Source organism: Frigoribacterium sp. ACAM 257, assembly GCF_007954365.1.
GTDB lineage: Bacteria > Actinomycetota > Actinomycetes > Actinomycetales > Microbacteriaceae > Frigoribacterium.
Genome location: NZ_VOLO01000004.1, coordinates 36,643 through 56,331, shown reverse-complemented (window position 1 = coordinate 56,331; position 19,689 = coordinate 36,643). Strand labels below are relative to the sequence as shown.

13 protein-coding genes are annotated in these 19,689 nt (G+C 72.7%); 11 read left to right on the top strand and 2 right to left on the bottom strand.

Features of this window, described 5'->3' with window-relative positions:
- The first annotated feature begins 44 nt into the window (after positions 1-44).
- Positions 45-314: a GlsB/YeaQ/YmgE family stress response membrane protein gene (locus ES689_RS12450; RefSeq protein ID WP_146905079.1), complete on the top strand. Its 270-nt coding sequence runs from the start codon at positions 45-47 to the stop codon at positions 312-314.
- A gap of 210 nt (positions 315-524) precedes the next feature.
- Here ES689_RS12450 and ES689_RS12445 read toward each other — a convergent pair whose 3' ends face one another.
- Positions 525-1,562, bottom strand: a complete 1,038-nt coding sequence (locus ES689_RS12445) for a LacI family DNA-binding transcriptional regulator (RefSeq protein ID WP_146905076.1) — start codon at positions 1,560-1,562, stop codon at positions 525-527.
- 146 nt (positions 1,563-1,708) lie between these two features.
- Between ES689_RS12445 and ES689_RS12440 the strand changes: the two genes are divergently transcribed.
- The 4 genes from ES689_RS12440 to ES689_RS12425 are packed head-to-tail and all read left to right on the top strand — an operon-like array spanning position 1,709 to position 7,389.
- A complete protein-coding gene (locus tag ES689_RS12440) occupies positions 1,709-3,022 on the top strand; it encodes an ABC transporter substrate-binding protein (RefSeq protein WP_146905073.1) in 1,314 nt (437 codons plus the stop codon).
- Between the two features lie 7 nt (positions 3,023-3,029).
- Positions 3,030-4,052 carry a carbohydrate ABC transporter permease gene (locus ES689_RS12435; protein WP_123546985.1) on the top strand — a complete coding sequence of 341 codons (1,023 nt, stop codon included), beginning with the start codon at positions 3,030-3,032 and terminating at the stop codon, positions 4,050-4,052.
- Positions 4,049-4,990: a carbohydrate ABC transporter permease gene (locus ES689_RS12430; protein ID WP_146905070.1), complete on the top strand. Its 942-nt coding sequence runs from the start codon at positions 4,049-4,051 to the stop codon at positions 4,988-4,990. Before ES689_RS12435 ends, ES689_RS12430 begins: the two co-directional genes overlap by 4 nt.
- On the top strand, positions 4,987-7,389 hold the full coding sequence (locus tag ES689_RS12425; RefSeq protein WP_191330421.1) for a glycoside hydrolase family 3 N-terminal domain-containing protein: 2,403 nt from the start codon (positions 4,987-4,989) through the stop codon (positions 7,387-7,389). The genes ES689_RS12430 and ES689_RS12425 overlap by 4 nt, the downstream gene beginning before the upstream one ends.
- A gap of 159 nt (positions 7,390-7,548) precedes the next feature.
- Here the strand turns inward: ES689_RS12425 and ES689_RS12420 are convergent, their stop codons facing one another.
- On the bottom strand, positions 7,549-8,640 hold the full coding sequence (locus tag ES689_RS12420; protein WP_223269590.1) for a LacI family DNA-binding transcriptional regulator: 1,092 nt from the start codon (positions 8,638-8,640) through the stop codon (positions 7,549-7,551).
- A gap of 149 nt (positions 8,641-8,789) precedes the next feature.
- Here ES689_RS12420 and ES689_RS12415 point away from each other — a divergent pair, with 149 nt between their 5' ends.
- The 6 genes from ES689_RS12415 to ES689_RS12390 all read left to right on the top strand — a co-directional run bounded on the left by ES689_RS12415 (position 8,790) and on the right by ES689_RS12390 (position 19,680).
- Positions 8,790-10,115 (top strand): extracellular solute-binding protein, encoded by a 1,326-nt coding sequence (locus tag ES689_RS12415; protein WP_146905067.1) that lies wholly within the window; start codon positions 8,790-8,792, stop codon positions 10,113-10,115.
- A gap of 15 nt (positions 10,116-10,130) precedes the next feature.
- The gene (locus ES689_RS12410) at positions 10,131-11,009 is read left to right on the top strand and encodes a carbohydrate ABC transporter permease (protein WP_146905064.1); all 879 of its coding nucleotides are present in this window, start codon (positions 10,131-10,133) and stop codon (positions 11,007-11,009) included.
- Positions 11,006-11,953, top strand: a complete 948-nt coding sequence (locus tag ES689_RS12405) for a carbohydrate ABC transporter permease (RefSeq protein WP_223269589.1) — start codon at positions 11,006-11,008, stop codon at positions 11,951-11,953. The genes ES689_RS12410 and ES689_RS12405 overlap by 4 nt, the downstream gene beginning before the upstream one ends.
- On the top strand, positions 11,953-13,266 hold the full coding sequence (locus ES689_RS12400) for a glycosyl hydrolase (RefSeq protein WP_146905060.1): 1,314 nt from the start codon (positions 11,953-11,955) through the stop codon (positions 13,264-13,266). The genes ES689_RS12405 and ES689_RS12400 overlap by 1 nt, the downstream gene beginning before the upstream one ends.
- A 94-nt stretch (positions 13,267-13,360) precedes the next feature.
- On the top strand, positions 13,361-16,405 hold the full coding sequence (locus tag ES689_RS12395; RefSeq protein ID WP_146905057.1) for a glycoside hydrolase family 38 C-terminal domain-containing protein: 3,045 nt from the start codon (positions 13,361-13,363) through the stop codon (positions 16,403-16,405).
- Complete coding sequence (locus ES689_RS12390) at positions 16,402-19,680, top strand: GH92 family glycosyl hydrolase (protein ID WP_223269588.1); 3,279 nt, start codon at positions 16,402-16,404, stop codon at positions 19,678-19,680. Before ES689_RS12395 ends, ES689_RS12390 begins: the two co-directional genes overlap by 4 nt.
- The last annotated feature ends 9 nt before the right edge of the window (positions 19,681-19,689 follow it).

The following is a 19,689-nucleotide window of genomic DNA, read 5'->3' as shown; positions in this document are numbered from 1 at the left end:
CCTGCCCCGTAGCGGCCCCCGAATTCCTTCAGAAAGGGCTCATCATGGGCTTCCTCGCCTTCATCCTCCTCGGCCTCATCGCCGGCGCCATCGCCAAGCTCATCCTCCCCGGTCGTCAGGGCGGCGGCTGGATCGCCACCCTCGTCCTCGGCGTGATCGGCGCCCTCCTCGGCGGCTGGATCGGCGGCGCCGTCTTCGGCGTCGGCTACGACGGCTTCTTCTCCATCGAGAGCTGGCTCATCGCCATCGTGGGCGCGCTCGTCGTCCTCGTCATCTGGGGCTTCATCACCGGTCGTCGCGGCGCCAAGCGCTGACTCGACCCGCAGCACCCGAAGGCCCCCGTCGCTCTGCGGCGGGGGCCTTCGCCGTCCCCGCCCCGCCGCGCCGTCGCTCCTGACGCTCCCGTCCCCCTCCTCATTCAGGAACATGTGTCCTGAGCCGCGCAGCGGGGGGCGACTCGCGCCTGAGTCGTGCATGATTCAGGCAAGCGGGTCAGCCAGTTCCTGAATCGTGAGAGGGCGCAGCTACCCGCGCGACGGCGCAGGCGCAGGCGCAGGCACCGGCCCCGTCGTGCCGCGCACCACCAGCTTCGTCGGCAGCTGCACCTCCGGCCGGTCGATTACCCCGCCCTCGAGCAGCGTGAACAGCATGGTCGTGGCGACGGTGCCGAGCCGGTGCATCGGCTGCCGCACGGTCGTCAGCGCCGGCTGCTCCCGCGAGGCCTCGGGGATGTCGTCGAACCCGACGAGGCTGAGGTCGTCGGGCACCCGCAGGCCGAGCTCGTGGGCGGTGCGCAGCACGGCGATCGCCGACAGGTCGTTGGCCGCGAACACGGCGGTCGGGCGGTCGGCGGGCCGCACGTCGAGCAGCTCCCGTGCGGCGCGGCGTGCGGCGCCCATCTCGAAGTCGCCGTCCCGCGTCAGCGCGGGGTCGCGCACGATGCCCGCCGAGCGGAGCGCGTCCGCGTAGCCGGCCTCGCGCAGCGACGCGGAGCGCAGGTCGGGCCGCCCGGCGAGGAACCCGATGCGCCGGTGCCCCAGGGAGACGAGGTGCTCGACCGCCTGGCCTGCGCCTCCTCGGCTGTCTGCCTCGACGCTCGGCAGGTCGGCGCGCCCCTTGTGCGGGTCGACCGCGACGACCGGCACGCTCGTGGTGGTCGTGAGGACCGACGGCGTGACGAGGATCGCCCCGTCGATGAGCGTGCCGCTGAGGCGGCTGAGCGAGCGCCGCTCCCAGCCGTCGGCGCCGCCCTGGTGGGCGCCGCTGTAGGCGAGCAGGTCGTACTCGGCACCGAGCTGGCGCACGGCGGTGCCGACGCCCTTGAGCACCTCTGAGCTGAACGGCTCGAAGTCGGCCACGAGCACGCCGATCACCCCGGTGCGGCGGGCCCGCATGCTGCTGGCGACCAGGCTCGACTCGTAGCCGAGCGCGTCGACGACGGCCATCACCTTCGCCGTCGTCTCGGGCGACACCCCGTAGCGGCCGTTGACCGCCTTCGACACGGTCGCGAGCGAGACTCCCGCCGCCGCGGCGACGTCGTGGATGGTCGGGCGAGCGTTCACGAGCCGCAGCCTAGCCCCGTCGAAATGGTTTTCGAAAACGTTTGACACGCTGCGGACCGTTTCTGACACTGGTCCGACGCAGCACATCGGAGCGCTGCGTCACGGGCCGACCACGGCCGCTCAACGACGAGGAACAGGTGGCAACGATGGCGAGCAAGACCAGCAAGAACACGAGAACGGCCAGGCGCCTCCTGGCAGGTTCCGCAGCCCTGTTCGTAGGAGCAGGCCTCCTGACCGGCTGCAGCGCAGGAGGCGGCGGCGGCGGTGCCGACGACGGCACCCTCACCCTGTGGCAGAACTCCACGACCGGCCCCGGCCAGGACTTCTGGACGCAGGCCGCGGCCGACTTCACGAAGGCGAACCCGGACGTCGCGATCGACGTCCAGACCGTGCAGAACGAGGACTTCGACAGCAAGCTGCAGACCGCGCTCAACTCGGGTGACGCCCCCGACGTTTTCCTGCAGCGCGGCGGCGGCAAGCTCCAGGCGATGGTCCAGGCCGGCCAGGTCAAGGACATCACCGACGGCATCTCCGACGACGCCCGCGCCGACATCAGCGAGGGCACCTTCGGCGCCGGCTCGATCGACGGCAAGGTGTACTCGATGCCGATCGCGGTGCTGCCCGGCGGCTTCTGGTACAGCCAGGACGTCTTCGACGCGGCGGGCATCACCACGCCCCCGACGACGATCGACGAGCTCGACGACGCCGTCACCGCGCTGAAGGACTCGGGCACCCAGCCCGTCGCCCTCGGCGGCAAGGACGCCTGGCCCGCTGCGCACTGGTACTTCTTCTTCGCCCTGCGCGCCTGCAGCAGCGACACCCTGGAGCAGGCCGCGACCGACCGCGACTTCAGCGACCCCTGCTGGGTCGACGCGGCGCAGGACCTCGCCGACTTCCGCGACACCGAGCCCTTCAACGAGGGCTTCCTCACCACGGCCGCCCAGCAGGGCGCCGGCAGCTCGGCCGGCCTCATCGCCAACAAGCAGGCCGGCATGGAGCTGATGGGCGCGTGGGACCCGGGCGTCATCGCCTCGCTCACCCCCGACGCGAAGCCGCTGCCCGACCTCGGCTGGTTCCCGTTCCCCGCGATCGACGGCGGCGACGGCGAGCCCGGCGCGATCATGGGCGGCGTCGACGGCTACTCGTGCTCGGCCGGTGCGCCCGACTCGTGCGTCGACTTCCTGAACTACCTGGCCACCCCCGACGTGCAGACGGCGTACTACAAGGCCTTCAACGCGCCTCCGGTGAACACGGTCGCCCAGGAGTCCGTCACCGAGCCCTACCTGCAGGAGGTGCTGGCCGCCTACAACGACGCCCCGTTCGTCTCGCAGTGGCTCGACACCGTCTACGGCCTCAACGTCGGCAACGCGATGAACGTCGCCGTGGTCGACCTGCTCTCGGGCGACGGCACGCCGCAGGAGTTCGTGGACGCCGTCGACGCGGCCGCCAAGAAGGCGTAGGCCCCTCGTGAGCCTCCGCGAACCTCCCGTGCGGCCCGCCGCACCAGCCGGGGCTCACGCCACCGCCGGGGGCGAGGCAGTCGCCTCGCCCCCGGCGGCCTCCCGGGCCGTGTCCCGGCAGGGGCGTGGCGCCCGCGGCCTCGAGATCGCGCTGCTGGTCGGCCCGGCCCTCGTGGTCTTCCTGGCCTTCGTGGTCTTCCCGATCGTGATGGCCGCCTACTACGGCTTCTTCAGCTGGCAGGGCTTCGGCCCGCCGACCGACTTCGTCGGGTTCCGCAACTACCTGACGATCTTCCAGGACACGACGTTCCTGGACGCCCTGCGCCACAACGCCACGATCGTGGTGCTCTCGCTGGTGCTGCAGGGGCCGGTCGCCATCGGCCTGGCGCTGCTGCTGAACCGCAAGCTGCGCGGGCAGTCGCTGATCCGGGTGCTGATCTTCGTGCCCTACGTCATCAGCGAGGTCGTCGTCGGCACCGGCTGGAGCCTGATGCTCCAGGGCAGCGGCGCCGTCAACGACGTGCTGACGAAGGTCGGCCTCGGCGCGTTCACGCAGGACTGGCTCGCCGACCCGAGCATCGCCATCTGGACGCTGCTCGTCATCATCACCTGGAAGTACGTCGGCTTCGCGGTCATCCTGTTCCTCGCCGGCCTGCAGGGCGTGCCCGAGGAGCTCAGCGAGGCGGCGGCGATCGACGGCGCGAGCTGGTGGCAGATCCAGCGGCGCATCACGCTGCCGCTGCTCGGCCCGACCCTGCGGATCTGGGCGTTCCTGTCGATCATCGGCTCGCTGCAGCTGTTCGACCTCGTCTACATCATCTGGGGCCAGTACATCGCGGCCACCGCAGGCACCTCGACGATGGCGACGTACATGGTCGCCAACGGCCGCACCTCGGGCAGCTACGGCTACGGCAACGCCGTCGCCGTCGTGCTGTTCCTCATCTCGCTCGTCGTCGCCCTCGTCTACCAGCGCTTCGTGCTGCGGCGCGACACGGCCGGCGCCCTCACCACGTCAGGAGACGAGTCATGACCGCGAGCACCCTGCCCGCCCGCCCCCGCGGCGCTGCGGGCCCGGACGGCGGAGGCACGGGCGCGTCAGCACGCCCGCCCAGGCCGACGGCCGACCGGCCGACCCGCAGGAGGCGCGGCATCGCCGACCCCGGACGCGGCGTCGCGTACGTGGTCGCGGCGGTCGTCATCGTCGCGATGCTCGCGCCCGTCGCCTTCATCGTGATCGGCGGCTTCCGCACGAACGCGCAGATCACGACCGACCCCTCCGGTTTCCCGAGCCCCTGGCAGGTCGGCAACTACCTCGACGTGCTGACCGGCGGCACCTTCTGGCGGCAGGTCGGTAACTCGCTCATCTCGGCCGGGGCCACGACGATCGGCACGGTCGCCCTCGGCCTCGCCGCGAGCTACGTGCTGGCGCGCTACCGGTTCGCGGGTCGCGGCGTGCTCTACGCGCTGTTCGCCGCCGGCCTGATGTTCCCGATGACCGTCGCGATCACGCCGCTCTACCTCGTGATCCGCGACCTGGGCCTGACGAACTCGCTGGCCGGGGTGATCCTGCCGCAGATCGCGTTCGCGCTGCCGACGACGATCATCATCCTCGTGCCGTTCCTCCGCGCGATCCCCGACGAGATCGAGGAGGCCGCGTTCATCGACGGCTGCAGCCGCCTCGGCTTCTTCTTCCGCATGGTGGTGCGGCTGTCGCTGCCCGGCGTGATCACGGTGGGCATCCTCGCCTTCATCGGCGCGTGGAACTCGTACCTGCTGCCGCTGTTCATCCTCAACGACCCGTCGACGTTCACCCTGCCGCTCGGCGTGCAGGCGTTCTCGTCGCAGTACTCGGTCGACACGGCACGGGTGCTCGCCTTCACGGCGCTGTCGATGCTGCCCGCGCTGATCTTCTTCAGCCTGTTCGAGCGCCGCATCGTCGGCGGCCTGACGGGGGCGGTGAAGGGATGACCATCGAGATGCAGCACGAGACGAGCGCGACCGGCGACTCCCTCAGCGACCGCGTCCGCCGCCTCCTCGACGACATGTCACTCGACGAGAAGCTGGCCCAGCTGGTCGGCTGGTGGGTCGACCAGGGCGGAGGCGCCGTGGCGCCGATGCAGGGCGCGATGACCCCCAGCGACGACTACGGAGCGGCGACGCAGCACGGCCTCGGCCACCTGACCCGGGTCTACGGGACGCGACCGGTCGACCCGGTGCAGCGCGCCTCCTGGCTGTGGGCGGAGCAGCGCCGGCTGCGGTCCGAGACCCGTCTCGGCATCCCGGCGATCGTGCACGAGGAGTGCCTGACCGGCCTGGCCGCCTGGCAGGCCGCGACGTTCCCGACGCCCCTCGCGTGGGGCGCCTCCTTCGATCCGGACCTCGTCGAGCAGATGGCGACGCTGATCGGCGGCTCGATGCGCGAGCTGGGCGTGCACCAGGGCCTCGCACCGGTGCTCGACGTGGTCCGCGACCCGCGGTGGGGCCGCGTCGACGAGTGCATCGCCGAGGACCCGTACGTCGTGGGCACCATCGGCACCGCCTACGTGCGCGGCCTGCAGTTGGCCGGGGTGCACGCCACGCTCAAGCATTTCGTCGGGTACTCGCTCTCGGACGCGGGCCGCAACCACGCCCCCGCGAACGTCGGGCCGCGCTACCTCGCCGACGTGCTGCTGCCGCCGTTCGAGATGGCCGTGCGCGACGGCGGGGTGCGATCGGTGATGAACTCGTACGCCGAGGTCGACGGCGTGCCCGTCGGGTCGACTCCCGAGTACCTGACCGACCTGCTGCGCGGCGAGTGGGGCTTCGACGGCGTCGTCGTGTCCGACTACTTCGCGGTGGCTTTCCTCGAGGTGATGCACGCCGTCGCCGCCGACCGCGGCGAGGCCGCCGCGCTCGCGCTCGAGGCGGGCATCGACGTCGAGCTGCCCACCGGCGACGCCTACCTCGCCCCGCTCGCGGAGCGCGTGCGGGCCGGGCTCGTCGACGAGACGCTCGTCGACCTCTCGGTCGCCCGCGTGCTCGCGCAGAAGGAGGAGCTCGGCCTGCTCGACGAGGCCGCCCTCGACGCCGCGGAGGCCGCCGGGCCGCCGACCGAGATCGACCTCGACAGCCCGGCTCACCGTGCCGTCGCCCGTCGCCTGGCCGACGAGTCGGTCGTGCTGCTGACGAACGACGGGGTGCTGCCGCTGGCCGGTGCCGGTGCCGGTGCCGGTGCGGCTGCGGCTGCCGGCCCGGCCCGCGTCGCGCTGATCGGGCCGAACGCCGACAGCACCGAGGCGCTGATGGGCTGCTACTCGTTCGTCAACCACGTGCTGGCGCACCACCCCGGGGTGCCGACGGGCATCGCCGTGCCGACGGTCGTCGAGGCGCTCCGCGAGGAGCTGCCGGGCAGCGAGCTCGTCGTCGTGCGCGGCTGCGAGGTCGAGGGCGCCGTCGAGGGCGACGACCGCTCGGGCATCGACGAGGCGGTCCGTGAGGCGGCCGGCTCAGACATCGCAGTCGTGGTCGTCGGCGACCGTGCCGGCCTCTTCGGCCGCGGCACGGTCGGCGAGGGCAACGACGTCGAGAGCCTCGAGCTGCCGGGCCTGCAACGCGACCTCGTGGAGGCGGTCGTCGCCTCCGGCACCCCTGTCGTGCTGGTCGTGCTGTCGGGTCGTCCGTACGCGATCGGCTGGGCGGTCTCCGGGTCGAGTGCCCCGGCGGCGGTCGTGCAGGCGTTCTTCCCGGGGGAGGAGGGCGGCCCCGCGATCGCCGGCGTGCTCTCGGGCAGCGTCGTGCCGTCGGGCCGGCTGCCGGTCTCGCTGCCGCGGTCGGCCGGCGCCCAGCCGTTCTCGTACCTGCACCCGCCGCTCGGCGGCCCGAGCGACGTGACGAGCGCCGACAGCACCCCGGTGCTGCCGTTCGGCCACGGCCTCTCGTACACGACGTTCGAGCGGTCGGGGCTCGTCGTCGAGGGGGAGGGCGCGGGCGCGGGCGCGGGCTCGGGCGAGGTGCCCGCAGGAGGCGCGTTCACGGCGACCGTGGCGGTGCGGAACACGGGCGGCCGCGCCGGCACCGACGTGGTGCAGCTCTACGCGCACGACGTCGTCGCCTCGGTCACCCGGCCCGTCGCGCAGCTGCTCGGCTACGCCAGGGTCGCCCTCGAGCCGGGGCAGGAGGCCCAGGTGACGTTCCGCGTGCCGACGCAGCGGCTCGCGTTCAGCGACCGCCGGATGCGCCGCGTGGTCGAGCCCGGCGCCGTCGAGCTCTGGGTCGGCGCCTCGTGCGCCGAGCGCGAGACGGAGGCGGCGCTCGCCATCACCGGGCCGGTGCACCTCGTCTCGCTGGACGACGCGCGCGTGGTCGGCGTCGAGGTCGAGCTGCGCTGAGCCCGGCCCTCCCGGGCGCGGCCCGGCGGGCCCCGCCTCGCGCCGCACCCCTGATCGTGCAGCACGCCCCCGAACCCGAGGGTGTGCTGCACGATCGGGGGTGTCGCGCGTGCCCGGCGCGAGCGAGGTGCGAGGTGCGGGCGCCGCCGCGCCTCGCGCTCAGCGCCGCGGCGGCGCCGTCGACGCGCGCACGGTCAGCGTCAGCGCGGGCCCGGGCCGCGACGCGAGCCGCTCCGGCGACGTGAGCTGGTCGAGCAGCAGCCGGGTGGCGCGCTCGCCGAGCTCGACGGTGTCGCGGGTCAGCGTCGTCAGCGCTGGGCGCACCAGCTGCGCCATCACCGAGTCGTCGAAGGAGGCGACCGAGAGGTCGCCGGGCACGTCCACTCCCATCTCGGCGGCGACCCCCAGGCCGGAGACCGCGAGCACGTCGTTGTCGTAGACGATGACGCTGGGGCGGACCGGCAGCGACAGGAGGCGCCGGGTCGCGTCCGCGGCTGCGGCGGCCGAGTAGTCGGTCGTGATCGTCTCCGCCGTCTCGAGCCCGGCAGAGCGCGCGAACTCCGCGAGGGCGGCCTGCCGCAGTGCCGTGTGCTCGAACTCGGCCCGGCCGGCCACGTGGGCGAACCGCCGGTGCCCGAGCGCGTGCAGGTAGCCGAAGAGGGTGTCGGCCGCGGCGACGTCGTCGATCCAGACGGACGGGCCTGTTCCCGTGGTCGAGGGGTGCGACCCGATCACCACGAACGGCATGCCGATGGCCTCGAGCAGCCGGAGGCGCGGGTCGTCCTCCCGGGGATCGATCACGAGGACGCCGTCGACCCGGTGTCCGCTCCACCACTCGCGGTAGACCTCGACCTCCTCGTCGAGGTCGCGGGCCACGAGGAGGTTGAGCGCCACGTGCGACGTGGGCGCGGAGCCGTCCCGGCCACCGCCTCCTGCGCTCGTCAGCCCCAGCTGGATGCCCGAGATCAGGTCGCCGAAGAACGACTCGGTGCCGAGTGCCCGCGCAGGTCGGTTGAGCACGAAGCCGACGGCACCGGCACGGGCGCCGCTCAGCGCCCTGGCGGCGGAGTGGGGGCGCCAGCCGAGCTCGGCGGCGATCGCCTTGACGCGGCTCCGCGTCTCGGCCGAGACGCCGGGGCGGTCGTTGAGCGCGAACGACACCGCGCCGATCGAGACGCCCGCCCTGGCCGCGATGTCGCCGATGGTGGCTCGCCGGGGCTGGGTCACGGGCGGTCCTCCGGGATCGGTCATGGCCTCATCATGGAGGACGAGGCTTGACTATAGCGCTTTAGTGCTTCACGATGACGACACCGGCCCGCGACGGAGCTCGACCGGGCTCCGTCGCCTGTACCGCTTCAGCGCCTCACCCCGCACGACCGCGAACGAAGGAGTCCGACGTCATGCTGCCCACCCCCACCTCCCCTTCCCGCCGCCTCCCCGGCCTGTCCGGCCGGCGGCCCGCCCTCGTCGTCGCGGCCGTCGCCGCGGCCTCCGCGCTCGTCCTCTCCGGCTGCTCGGGCGGTGCGGGAGGCGGCGCCGGCAGTGACGTCGACGGGCCCGTCGACGGCACCATCACGGTCCAGACCTGGTCGCTGACCCCGACCTACACGGACTACCTCGACGGCGTCGCCGCCGCGTTCGAGGAGGCCAACCCCGGCACCGAGGTGAAGCTCGTCGACCAGCCGGGCGACGGCTACGCGGAGAAGGTGCTCAGCCAGGCGAGCTCGGGCACGCTGCCCGACGTGATCAACCTGCCGCCCGACATCGCGCTGCCGCTGGCGAAGCGCGGGTTCCTCTACGACATCTCGCAGGCGGACGACGCCCTCGACGACACGTACGTCTCGGGAGCCCTCGACGCCTACGAGTACAACGGCGTCGACGGGGTCTACGGCTACCCGTGGTACCTCAACACCGACGTCAACTACTGGAACGCCGCCCGGATGGACGCCTGTGGCCTCGACTCCACGGCGGTGCCCGCCGACACCGACGAGCTCTTCACCCAGGCGGCCACGATGCACGAGGCCTGCCCCGACGACTACCTGATGAGCCGCAAGCCCGGCCTCAGCGACTTCAGCCTGGCCGGCGCCCAGGTCGTCAGCGACGACGGCTCGGAGTTCGTCTTCGCCGACGACGACGCCTCGGCCGACCTGATCGACCGCTACGCGGAGGCGTACCAGGAGGGCTACCTGCCGCCGTCGGTCCTCACCAGCGAGTACCTCGGCAACTCGACCCTCTTCACCCAGGCCAAGGTGGCCTGGACGACCGGAGGCGCCTCGTCGCTGAGCGACTTCGTCACGAACAACCCGAGCCTCGACGGCGAGGTCGTCGTGTCGCCCGCGCTCGACACCCCGCCGCTCTACGTGCAGGGGCTGAGCGTCTCGGCGAAGAGCAAGGAGCTCGCGACGGCCACCGCGTTCGCCGCCTTCATGACGAACGAGGAGAACCAGGCCGCGTTCGGCCACATCGTCAACGTGTTCCCGTCGACGACCGCTTCGGCGTCCGACCCGTACTTCTCCGAGGACGACGGCACCGTCGACGGCAAGGCCAGGGCGCTCGCCTTCGAGTCGCTGAAGACGGCGGAGAACCTCTCGCCGGTCGAGGCCAACTCGGCCATGACGCAGTTCCTCGACCAGCAGATCGCGCTGGCGATGAAGGGCGACGTCACGGCCCAGGAGGCGCTCGACACCGCCCAGCAGAAGATGAACCAGCTCCTGGCCAACGGCTAGCCGGAGCAGGTCGTCATGAGAGCGAACCGCTGGTTCACGCCCTGGCTGCTGGTCGGGCCGGCACTGCTGTGGCTGCTGGTCTTCAGCCTCTGGCCGTCGATCAACACCGTCAGGCTGTCGTTCACGAACGCGAGCCCGCTCGGGGGCGTGACCGACTTCGTCGGGCTGCAGAACTTCGAGACCCTGCTGGGCGACCCCCAGGTGTGGCTGGCGCTGCTCAACAGCGTCGTCTACATGGCGGTCTGCCTGCCGTTGCTGACGCTGCTGCCGTTGTTCATCGCGACGCTCGTCGAGAAGAACATGCCGGGCATCGCGTTCTTCCGCACCGCCTTCTACACCCCGGTCATCGCGTCGGCGGTCGTCGTCGGCCTCATCTGGACCTGGATCCTCGACGACCGCGGCATCATCAACGAGATGGCGCAGGCCCTGCAGGTGATCCAGGGCCCGCTGCCCTTCCTGACCGACCGGTGGCTGCTGCTCTTCAGCGCCATCAGCCTCACGGTCTGGAAGGGGCTCGGGTACTACATGATCATCTACCTGGCCGCCCTCGGGAACGTCGGCAAAGAACTCCACGAGGCCGCCGCGATCGACGGGGCCGGGGCGATCCGGCGCTTCTTCAGCGTCACCGTGCCCGGCGTCCGCGGTGCGATGACCCTGATCGCGATCCTCGTCTGCGTCTCGGCGCTGCGGGTGTTCTCCGAGCTGTTCATCCTCACGAACGGCACCGGCGGCCCCGGCGGCCAGGTGCAGTCGCTCGTGATGCTCATCCAGCAGTACGCCCGCGGCTTCACCGGCAACCTGGGCTACGCCTCCGCGCTCAGCCTGCTGCTCTTCGTCGTCACGCTCGTGCCGATGATCGCCCTCGCCCGCATCAACAGCAAGGCAGACCGATGAGCACGACGACGACCACGCCCGAGCCCGTGCTCGACGGCGCCCGGGGCGCTGCCGCCCCGGGACCCGACGGCGTCCCGCCCCGGCAGCCACGGGGGCGCCGTCCCCGCCGCGGCATCGACTCGATGGGGGCCGGCGAGCGGGTGCTGCGCTACGTGCTGCTGCTCTTCGTGCTGGTGATCTGCATCGGCCCGTTCCTCTGGCAGTTCTCGACCTCGCTCAAGGGCAGCGGGGAGGACATCTACACGCGGTCGCCGAGCTTCGTCCCGTCGCAGCCGACCATCGAGAACTACCTGAAGGTGGCCGACGCGATCCCCGTCTTCAGCTACATCGGCAACTCGCTGGTCGTGGCGGCGATCGACGTCGGCGGCAACGTGATCTTCGCGACGCTGGCCGGCTTCGCGATCGCGCGGCTGCGGTTCAAGGGCAGGGGCATCGTGCTCGGGCTGTTCCTGGCGACCCTGGTGCTGCCCGGCGAGGTGACGATCGTGTCGCAGTTCCTGACGATCCGCGACCTCGGCCTCGCGGACACCCTCGTGGGCGTCGCGCTGCCGGGCATGATCGCCGCCCTCAACGTGCTGCTGATGTTCAACGCGTTCCGGCAGATCCCCGACGAGATCGACCAGGCGGCGGTGATGGACGGCGCGAACGCCTGGCAGCGCCTCCGCCTGATCGCGCTGCCCGCCGTCCGGGGCACCATCGCGGTCGTCGCGATCTTCTCGTTCATCGGCGCGTGGGACGACTTCCTCTGGCCCCTGATCGTGCTGACGACGCCCGACAACTTCACCCTCACGATCGGCCTCCAGTACCTCGCCGGCACCTTCAGCAACGACCAGCGGCTGATCGCCGCCGGCACGATGATCGCCTTCATCCCGATCGCGATCGTCTTCGCGGTGCTGCAGCGGTTCTTCTTCAAGGGCCTCGAAGAGGGAGGCGTGAAGGGCTGATGCGGTTCGGGGTCAACTACACGCCCTCCCAGGGCTGGTTCCACTCGTGGCTCGACTTCGACGTCGACGCCGTCGCCCGCGACCTCGAGCAGATCGCGTCGCTCGGCGTCGACCACGTCCGCGTGTTCCCGGTGTGGCCGCTCGTCCAGCCGAACCGCACGCTGATCCGGCGCCGCGGTCTCGACGACGTGGCGACGGTCGTCGACCTGGCGGCCGCCGCGGGGCTCGACACCAGCGTCGACGCGGTGCAGGGCCACCTGTCGAGCTTCGACTTCGTGCCGTCGTGGCTCGAGAGCTGGCACCGGCGCAACCTGTTCACGGATCCCGACGTCGTCGCCTCCACGGCCGACTACGTCAGGGCCCTGGCGCGCACGGTTGGAGGCCGGGACTCCCTCGTCGGCGTCACGGTCGGCAACGAGCTCAACCAGTTCGCCGGGCCGCCGCACCCGACGCCTCACCCCGTCGACACGGCGGGGGCCTCGGCCTGGCTCGAGACGATGACGAGCGCGGCGCGCGAGGGCCTGGAGGAGGCGGGCGGCACCTCCTCGGGTCGGGTCCCGTCGGTCACCCACGCGATGTACGACGCCGCCTGGTACGACGACCGGCAGCCCTTCGAGCCGGCCCACGCGGCCGACCACGGCGACCTCACGGTGACGCACTCGTGGGTGTTCAACGGGGCCGCACAGCTCGCGGGCGCGCTCGGCCCCGGCTCGGCGCGGCACGCCGAGTACCTGCTGCAGCTCGCAGCGGCGTGGAACCGCGACCCCGGCCGGCCGAGCTGGCTGCAGGAGGTGGGCTCGCCGACCAACGTCGTGCCCGTGGCCGACGGCCCCGACTTCGTCGAGGGGACGCTGCGCCACGCGGCCGACGTCCCCGGGGTCTGGGGCGTGACCTGGTGGTGCTCGCACGACGTGTCGCGCACGCTGAGCGACTTCCCCGACCTCGAGCACGACCTGGGGCTCTTCACGGCCGACGGGGTGCTCAAGCCGACCGGCCGCCGGTTCGCCGAGGTCGCCGCCGAGCTGAGGAGCCGGCGGGCCCCGGTCCCCGTGCCGGACGCGCTCGTGCTCGACGACGTCGCCCCCGACGGGTCGCCCGCGCCGGGGCACCGGGCTTCCTGCGCCCCCGGCGGGGCGTTCTCGTCCGCCTGGCTGCGCCTGGCCGAGAGCACGGGACGCGGGCCCCAGGTGGTGCTGGCGTCCCGGCTCGGCGACCAGCGCCTCCTCGAGGCGAGGGGAGTGCGGACCCTCCACAGGACGACCGGGCGCGGATCCGTCCCCCTGGCGGCCGCGCACCCCGCCACGCTGCGGTGAGCTGTGGTCTGCTGGAGCTGACCGCCCGAGCTGCCCCGACCGAACGACCGAGACCCGACCTGACCAGATCCGTGACGCCCAGCGAGAGGCCACCATGCACGACGACATCCCCCTGACCATCGGACGCGCCCGCCGGGTGCTCGACGAGCGCATCGTCCCGGCCGTGCACGCGACGTCGGTGCCGCTCGAGGTCGCCTGGCACGTGCTGCCGGGCGAGCCGGTGCCGCCGACCGAGGGGCTCGCGCTCGGCTACGAGCCCTACGAGGTCGGCAGCCCGTGGGGCGCGGCCTGGGGCACGACCTGGTTCCGGCTGCGGGGCACCGTCCCGGCCGACTGGGCCGGGCGTCGGGTCGAGGCCGTCGTCGACCTCGGGTTCGACGTCAACATGCCGGGATTCCAGTGCGAGGGCCTCGTCTACCGAGCCGACGGCACGCCGGTGAAGTCGATCAACCCGCGCAACCAGTGGGTGCTCGTCAGCGACGAGGCGAGAGCCGGCGAGCAGGTCGAGTGGTTCGTCGAGTGCGCGTCGAACCCGGTGCTGCTCGACTACCACCCCTTCCTGCCGACCGACGAGGGCGACGTGCAGACCTCGTCGCCCCGTCCGCTCTACACGAGCCGACGGATGGACCTCGCCCTGTTCGAGTCGGAGCTGCACGAGCTGGCGCTCGACGTCGAGGTGCTGCTCGAGCTCCAGGCCGAGCTGCCTCAGGGGCCCCGGCGCATGCGCGTGCTCCAGGCCCTCGACGACGCCCTCGACGCGCTCGACCTGCAGCACCTCGTCGCGACGGCGCCCGCCGCGAGGGCCGCCCTGGCACCGGTGCTCGCGTCGCCCGCCGAGGCGTCGGCGCACCGGATCTCGGCGGTGGGGCACGCGCACATCGACTCTGCGTGGCTGTGGCCGGTGCGCGAGACCATCCGCAAGGTGGCCCGCACGGCGTCGTCGGTGACCGAGCTCATCGACCAGACCGACGACTTCGTCTACGGCATGTCGAGCGCCCAGCAGTACGCCTGGGTGAAGGAGCACCGCCCCGAGGTGTGGGCGCGTGTCGTCGCCGCCGTCGAGGCCGGCCGGTTCCTGCCGCTCGGCGGCATGTGGGTCGAGTCCGACACGGTGATGCCCTCCGGCGAGTCGATCGTGCGGCAGTTCTCGCAGGGCCAGCGGTTCTTCGAGCGCGAGTTCGGCATCCGCCCCGCCGGAGTCTGGCTGCCCGACAGCTTCGGGTACTCGCCCGCCCTGCCGCAGCTGATGAACCGCGCCGGGTTCCGGTGGTTCTTCACGCAGAAGATCTCCTGGAACCAGGTCAACAAGTTCCCCCACCACACCTTCGAGTGGGAGGGGATCGACGGGTCGCGCACCTTCTCCCACTTCCCGTCGATGGACACCTACAACTCCCAGCTGTCCGGGGCCGAGGTTGCCAAGGCGTCGGTGCAGTTCCGCGAGAACAGGCTCGCCAGCGGCTCGATCGCCCCGGTCGGCTGGGGCGACGGCGGCGGGGGCACGACTCGTGAGATGACGGGCAAGGCCGCCAGGCTGGCCGACCTCGAGGGCAGCGCGCGGGTGGCCTGGGAGCACCCCGACGTCTTCTTCGAGCGGGCCAGGGGCGAGCTCGTCGACCCGCCCGTCTGGGTGGGCGAGCTGTACCTCGAGCTGCACCGGGCGACCCTGACCTCGCAGCACCGGACCAAGCAGGGCAACCGGCGCACCGAGCACCTCCTGGTCGAGGCCGAGCTGTGGGCGACCGCCGCGGCGGTGCGCACCGGTGCCGACTACCCGTACGACGAGCTCGACTCGCTCTGGCAGACGGTGCTGCTGCACCAGTTCCACGACATCCTGCCGGGGACGTCGATCGCGTGGGTGCACCGAGAGGCCGTCGCGGAGTACGCCCGCGTCGAGGCCGCCACCAGGGCGATCGTCGAGCGGTCGCAGGCCGCCCTCGTCGGAGAGGGCGACCTCGAGATCGAGGTCAACTCGTCGCCGGTCGCCCGCGACGGCGTGGCCGCGTTCTCCGCCCGGGTGGTCGGGCCGCGCGACGTGCGCCCGGTCGAGCTCGTCGCCCGCGACGGCGGCTTCGTCCTGACCAACGAGCTGGTCCGGGTCGTGGTCGACGCGCAGGGTCTCGTCGTCTCCGCCGTCGACCTCGCGACCGGCCGTGACGCCGTCGCGCCCGGGCAGGTCGCCGGCCTGCTCCAGCTGCACCAGGACTTCCCGAACATGTGGGACGCGTGGGACGTCGACCGGTACTACCGCAACACGGTGACGGACCTGCGCGAGCTCGACGGCATGGAGGCGCGGGTCGACGAGACGGGCACGGTGCAGATCGTTGTCCGACGCTCGTTCTCCGCGTCGTCCGCTGTCCAGACCCTCACCCTCGCGCCGGGCCGTCGCACGCTCGAGTGGGCGCAGCAGACCGAGTGGCACGAGACCGAGAAGTTCCTCAAGGTCGCGTTCCCGCTCGACGTCCGCGCCGAGCACACGACGGCCGAGACGCAGTTCGGCGCCGTCCGGCGGCCCACCCACGTCAACACCTCGTGGGAGGCGGCGAAGTTCGAGACCTCGATGCACCGCTTCGTGCTGGTCGACGAGCCCGGCTTCGGCGTCGCCCTCGTCAACGACTCGGCCTACGGCTTCGACACCACCCGCGACAGCGACGACGGGGCCGTCAGCACGACGGTGCGCCTGTCGCTGCTGCGGGCGCCGAGGTTCCCCGACCCGGCGACCGACCAGGGCACGCAGACCCACCGGTTCGGCCTGGTGATCGGCACCGACCTCGCCGGCGCGACGGCCGAGGGGATCTGGATGAACGTCGACCGGACGACGACGACCGGGGCGAGGGGCGTCCTGCCCCTCGTCACGGCGTCGGAGGGGGTGCTCGTGTCGAGCGTCAAGCTGGCCGACGACCGGTCGGGCGACCTCGTCGTCCGGCTCTGGGAGCCGGTCGGCCGCCGGGTGCGCGCGACCGTCCGGGTCGACGCCGAGGTCACGGGCGTCGAGGCCGTCTCGTTGCTCGAGGGCGCACTGTCCGGTGCCGGTGCCGGTGCCGGTGCCGGTGCCGACGGGCTCGGCGAGGACGGGTCCGTCGAGCTCGCCCTGGGCGGCTTCGAGGTGCGCACCCTGCGCTTCGGGCTCGCCAGCTCGTGACGGGCGAGACGCGGCCCGACGGCGTCGTCGAGCTCGGCGCCCTGCGTCGCGACGGGGGCCCGTCCGCGCCGGTCGCCGCGAGGCCGGGGGTCGGCGCGACGTCGCTCGAGGCGTGGCGCCTCGACGTGGACGCCGGCGCCGGCCTCGTCCGGGCCGACCTCCCGGTCGCGACCGGGCACCCCGTCGACGTGCTCGACCAGCTGAGCTGGCAGGTCTGCCCGGTCGGGGCCGACGCGCCCTTCGACAGCCTCTGGGACGCGACGGCGGTCGCGCTCGACGTCCAGTTCGACGACGGCGGCTGGCTGACCGACCTCCCGGAGGCGGTCGACCAGTACGGCGGCCGCCTCGGCCCCGACGACCAGGCGGCCGCCGAGCGCCTCTGGGTCGACCAGTGGAACCTGCGGACCGTCGACCTCGGCCCGTGCGCCGGCCGCCGCGTGCAGCGCGTCGTCGTGACGGCCAGGGCGTCCGCCGCGCGCGACCTCGTCGTCTTCGTCGACGACGTCGGCATCGCGCCGCGTCCCGTCGAGCCGGCCACGCCGCTCGACCACGTTCGCACCACCCGGGGCACGCAGTCCTCCGGCCGGTTCTCGCGCGGCAACACGGCACCGCACGTCTCGGTGCCCCACGGGGGCGTCCTCGGCCTGCCGACCACCGACGCCACGAAGTCGGACTGGCCCTACTCCTGGCACGAGCACAACCGGGCGAGCGACAACCGCCCCACGCTGCAGGCCTTCGCGACCTCGCACCTGCCGAGTCCGTGGATGGGCGACCGCGGCGTGTTCCAGGTGATGCCGAGCCCCTCCGCACAGCCGGACGTCTCGCCGACGGGGCGGGCGCTCGGCTTCGACCACGCGGACGAGGTCGACTGGCCGCACCTGTACCGGGTCCGGCTCGACGGGGGAGTGGACGCGGCGCTGACCGCCGGCGACTTCGCGCTCGGGATGCGCTTCTCGTTCGCGGGCCCGACCTCCTCCGTCGTGCTCGACCACCACGGCACCGTGGCCGACGTGTCGCTGGTGCGAGAGGGCGACGACCTGGTCGTCGACCTCGTCCTCGACGACCGGCCGGAGACTCCGCCGCACTTCGTGCACCTGCGCGTCGGCCCGGCGACGCACGACGACCCTCGCGAGCACCTGACGGTCCGGAGCGGCCGGCTGCGGGGCTGGGTCGTGGTCGACGCCTCCTCGGGGCCCGTCGACGTGCTGCTGGGCATCTCGACGGTCGGCCGTGACGAGGCGAGGGTGAACCTGGCGGCGGCAGGCGGATTCGACGAGATGGGCGCAGAGGCGGAGCGACGCTGGGCCGAGGCGCTCGACACGGTCGAGGTGCGCGGCGCGACGCTCGACCAGCGGGTGTCGCTGTACAGCGGACTCGCGCGGCTCTTCTCGTTCCCGACCCGGCACGGCGAGTCCCCGGCGGGCGGGCCGGCGCGGTCGCGCAGCCCGTACGGCAGCGTGCTGTCCTCGCCGATCCGCGACGCCGCCCCGGGCGCCGAGGCCGGTCCCGGTGCCGGGGCAGGCGCCGTCGCCGCCGCCGAGGTCGTCGTCGGGCCGTACTCGTCGACGAACGGCTTCTGGGACACCTACCGCACAGCCTGGCCCCTGCTCGGCCTGCTCACGCCGTCGTCGGCGGGCGCGCTCGCCCAGGGCTTCGTGCAGCACCACCTCGACGGCGGGTGGACCCCGCGCTGGAGCGCGCCCGGCGCCGAGGACGTGATGACCGGCACGACCAGCGACACCGTCTTCGCCGACCTGCTCGTCAAGGGCGTGCCCGGGCTCGACCTGGAGCAGGCCTACGCGAGCGCCGTCACGAACGCGACGGTGCCGCCCACCGACCGCCGGGTCGGCCGCAAGGGCCTGCACCCCGGGCTGTTCCGCGGCTGGGTCGACACGGACACCCCCGAGGGGATGTCGTGGACCCTCGACGCGGCGATCAACGACTGGTCGACCTCCCGGCTCGCCGCCCTCGTCGCCGCGCGCCACGAGCCGGGCACGCCGGAGCACGAGCGTGCGAGCGCCGAGGCGGAGTGGTTCGCCCGGCGGTCGGCCCAGTACCGCACCGTCTTCGACCGCGCCCGCGGCTTCTTCGTCGGTCGCCGCCCCGACGGCGGGTGGCGCGTGCCCGCCGAGAGCTTCGACCCGGCCGAGTGGGGGCACGACTACACCGAGACGAACGCCTGGGGCACGGCGTTCACTGTGCCGCACGACGGTGCGGGCCTCGCCGAGCTGCACGGCGGCGAGGAGGCGCTCGGGGCCGCGCTCGACCGGTTCTTCGCCCAGCCGGAGACCGGGGCGGCGTCGCTGTCGGGGTCGTACGGCTTCGCCATCCACGAGATGACGGAGGCGCGCGACGTCCGTCGCGGCATGCTCGGCCTCTCGAACCAGCCGGCCCACCACATCCCCTTCATGTACGCGTTCGCCGGGAGGCACGACGACGCTCACCGCGTCGTCCGGGACGCGCTCGACCGGCTCTTCGTCGGATCCGACCTCGGCCAGGGCTACCCGGGCGACGAGGACAACGGCGAGATGAGCGCGTGGTGGATCTTCGCCACGATCGGCCTCTATCCGTTGGTGCCGGCCTCGGGCAGCTACCTGCTGCTGCCCCCGGCGGTCGAGCGCACCGTCCTGCGGCCGCAGGGCGGCCCCCCGATCACGCTGGTCGTGACGAACCCCGACGAGGGGGGACGCTTCGTCCGGCGGGTGCTCGTCGACGGCGTCGAGTGGCACGACGTGTCCATCGACCACGCACGTCTCGTGGCCGGTGCGACGATCGAGTTCGAGCTGTCGACGACGCCCTGTGGGTGGGCGGCCGCATCGAGGCCCTTCTCCGCGTCGCAGCAGCACGGACACCGGCGAGAGATCCGCGACGCGACGGCGGGCGGGCGTGCCTCGGGCGTCCGGCACGCCGCCGCGCTCGTGGACGACGAGGCCGCACGCCCTGTGCGCGTCGCGGCGGGGCAGGCCGTCGAGCTCGACTTCGCGACGCCCGTCGCCTCCGTGGGTCTCTACACGGTGACGGTCGAGGAGCCCGGGGCGTTCTCGTGGACCCTCGAGGCGCTCGACGGAGGGGGAGCGGCCTCGACGTCGGCAGGTGTCGACCACCGGGAGGAAGAGGTCTTCGATCGGCCAGGGCAGACCAGGGTGTTCCGAGCGCCCGTCGTGTCGCCGCCCGCGTCGCCGGGTGCGGCGCCGGGTGCGGACGCTGACGTGCACGGAGTGAGGCTGACTGCGGTGGGCGACCTCCGCCTCCTGCAGGTCGAGGTGCTGGGCTGACGGGTCTCG

What these genes read in the sequence shown, in the direction of transcription:
- ES689_RS12450 (WP_146905079.1), top strand. Translation starts at nt 45, where the DNA reads ATGGGCTTCCTCGCCTTCATCCTCCTCGGCCTCATCGCCGGCGCCATC.
- ES689_RS12440 (WP_146905073.1), top strand. Translation starts at nt 1,709, where the DNA reads ATGGCGAGCAAGACCAGCAAGAACACGAGAACGGCCAGGCGCCTCCTG.
- ES689_RS12430 (WP_146905070.1), top strand. Translation starts at nt 4,049, where the DNA reads ATGACCGCGAGCACCCTGCCCGCCCGCCCCCGCGGCGCTGCGGGCCCG.
- ES689_RS12425 (WP_191330421.1), top strand. Translation starts at nt 4,987, where the DNA reads ATGACCATCGAGATGCAGCACGAGACGAGCGCGACCGGCGACTCCCTC.
- ES689_RS12420 (WP_223269590.1), bottom strand. Translation starts at nt 8,640, where the DNA reads ATGACCGATCCCGGAGGACCGCCCGTGACCCAGCCCCGGCGAGCCACC.
- ES689_RS12415 (WP_146905067.1), top strand. Translation starts at nt 8,790, where the DNA reads ATGCTGCCCACCCCCACCTCCCCTTCCCGCCGCCTCCCCGGCCTGTCC.
- ES689_RS12410 (WP_146905064.1), top strand. Translation starts at nt 10,131, where the DNA reads ATGAGAGCGAACCGCTGGTTCACGCCCTGGCTGCTGGTCGGGCCGGCA.
- ES689_RS12405 (WP_223269589.1), top strand. Translation starts at nt 11,006, where the DNA reads ATGAGCACGACGACGACCACGCCCGAGCCCGTGCTCGACGGCGCCCGG.
- ES689_RS12400 (WP_146905060.1), top strand. Translation starts at nt 11,953, where the DNA reads ATGCGGTTCGGGGTCAACTACACGCCCTCCCAGGGCTGGTTCCACTCG.
- ES689_RS12395 (WP_146905057.1), top strand. Translation starts at nt 13,361, where the DNA reads ATGCACGACGACATCCCCCTGACCATCGGACGCGCCCGCCGGGTGCTC.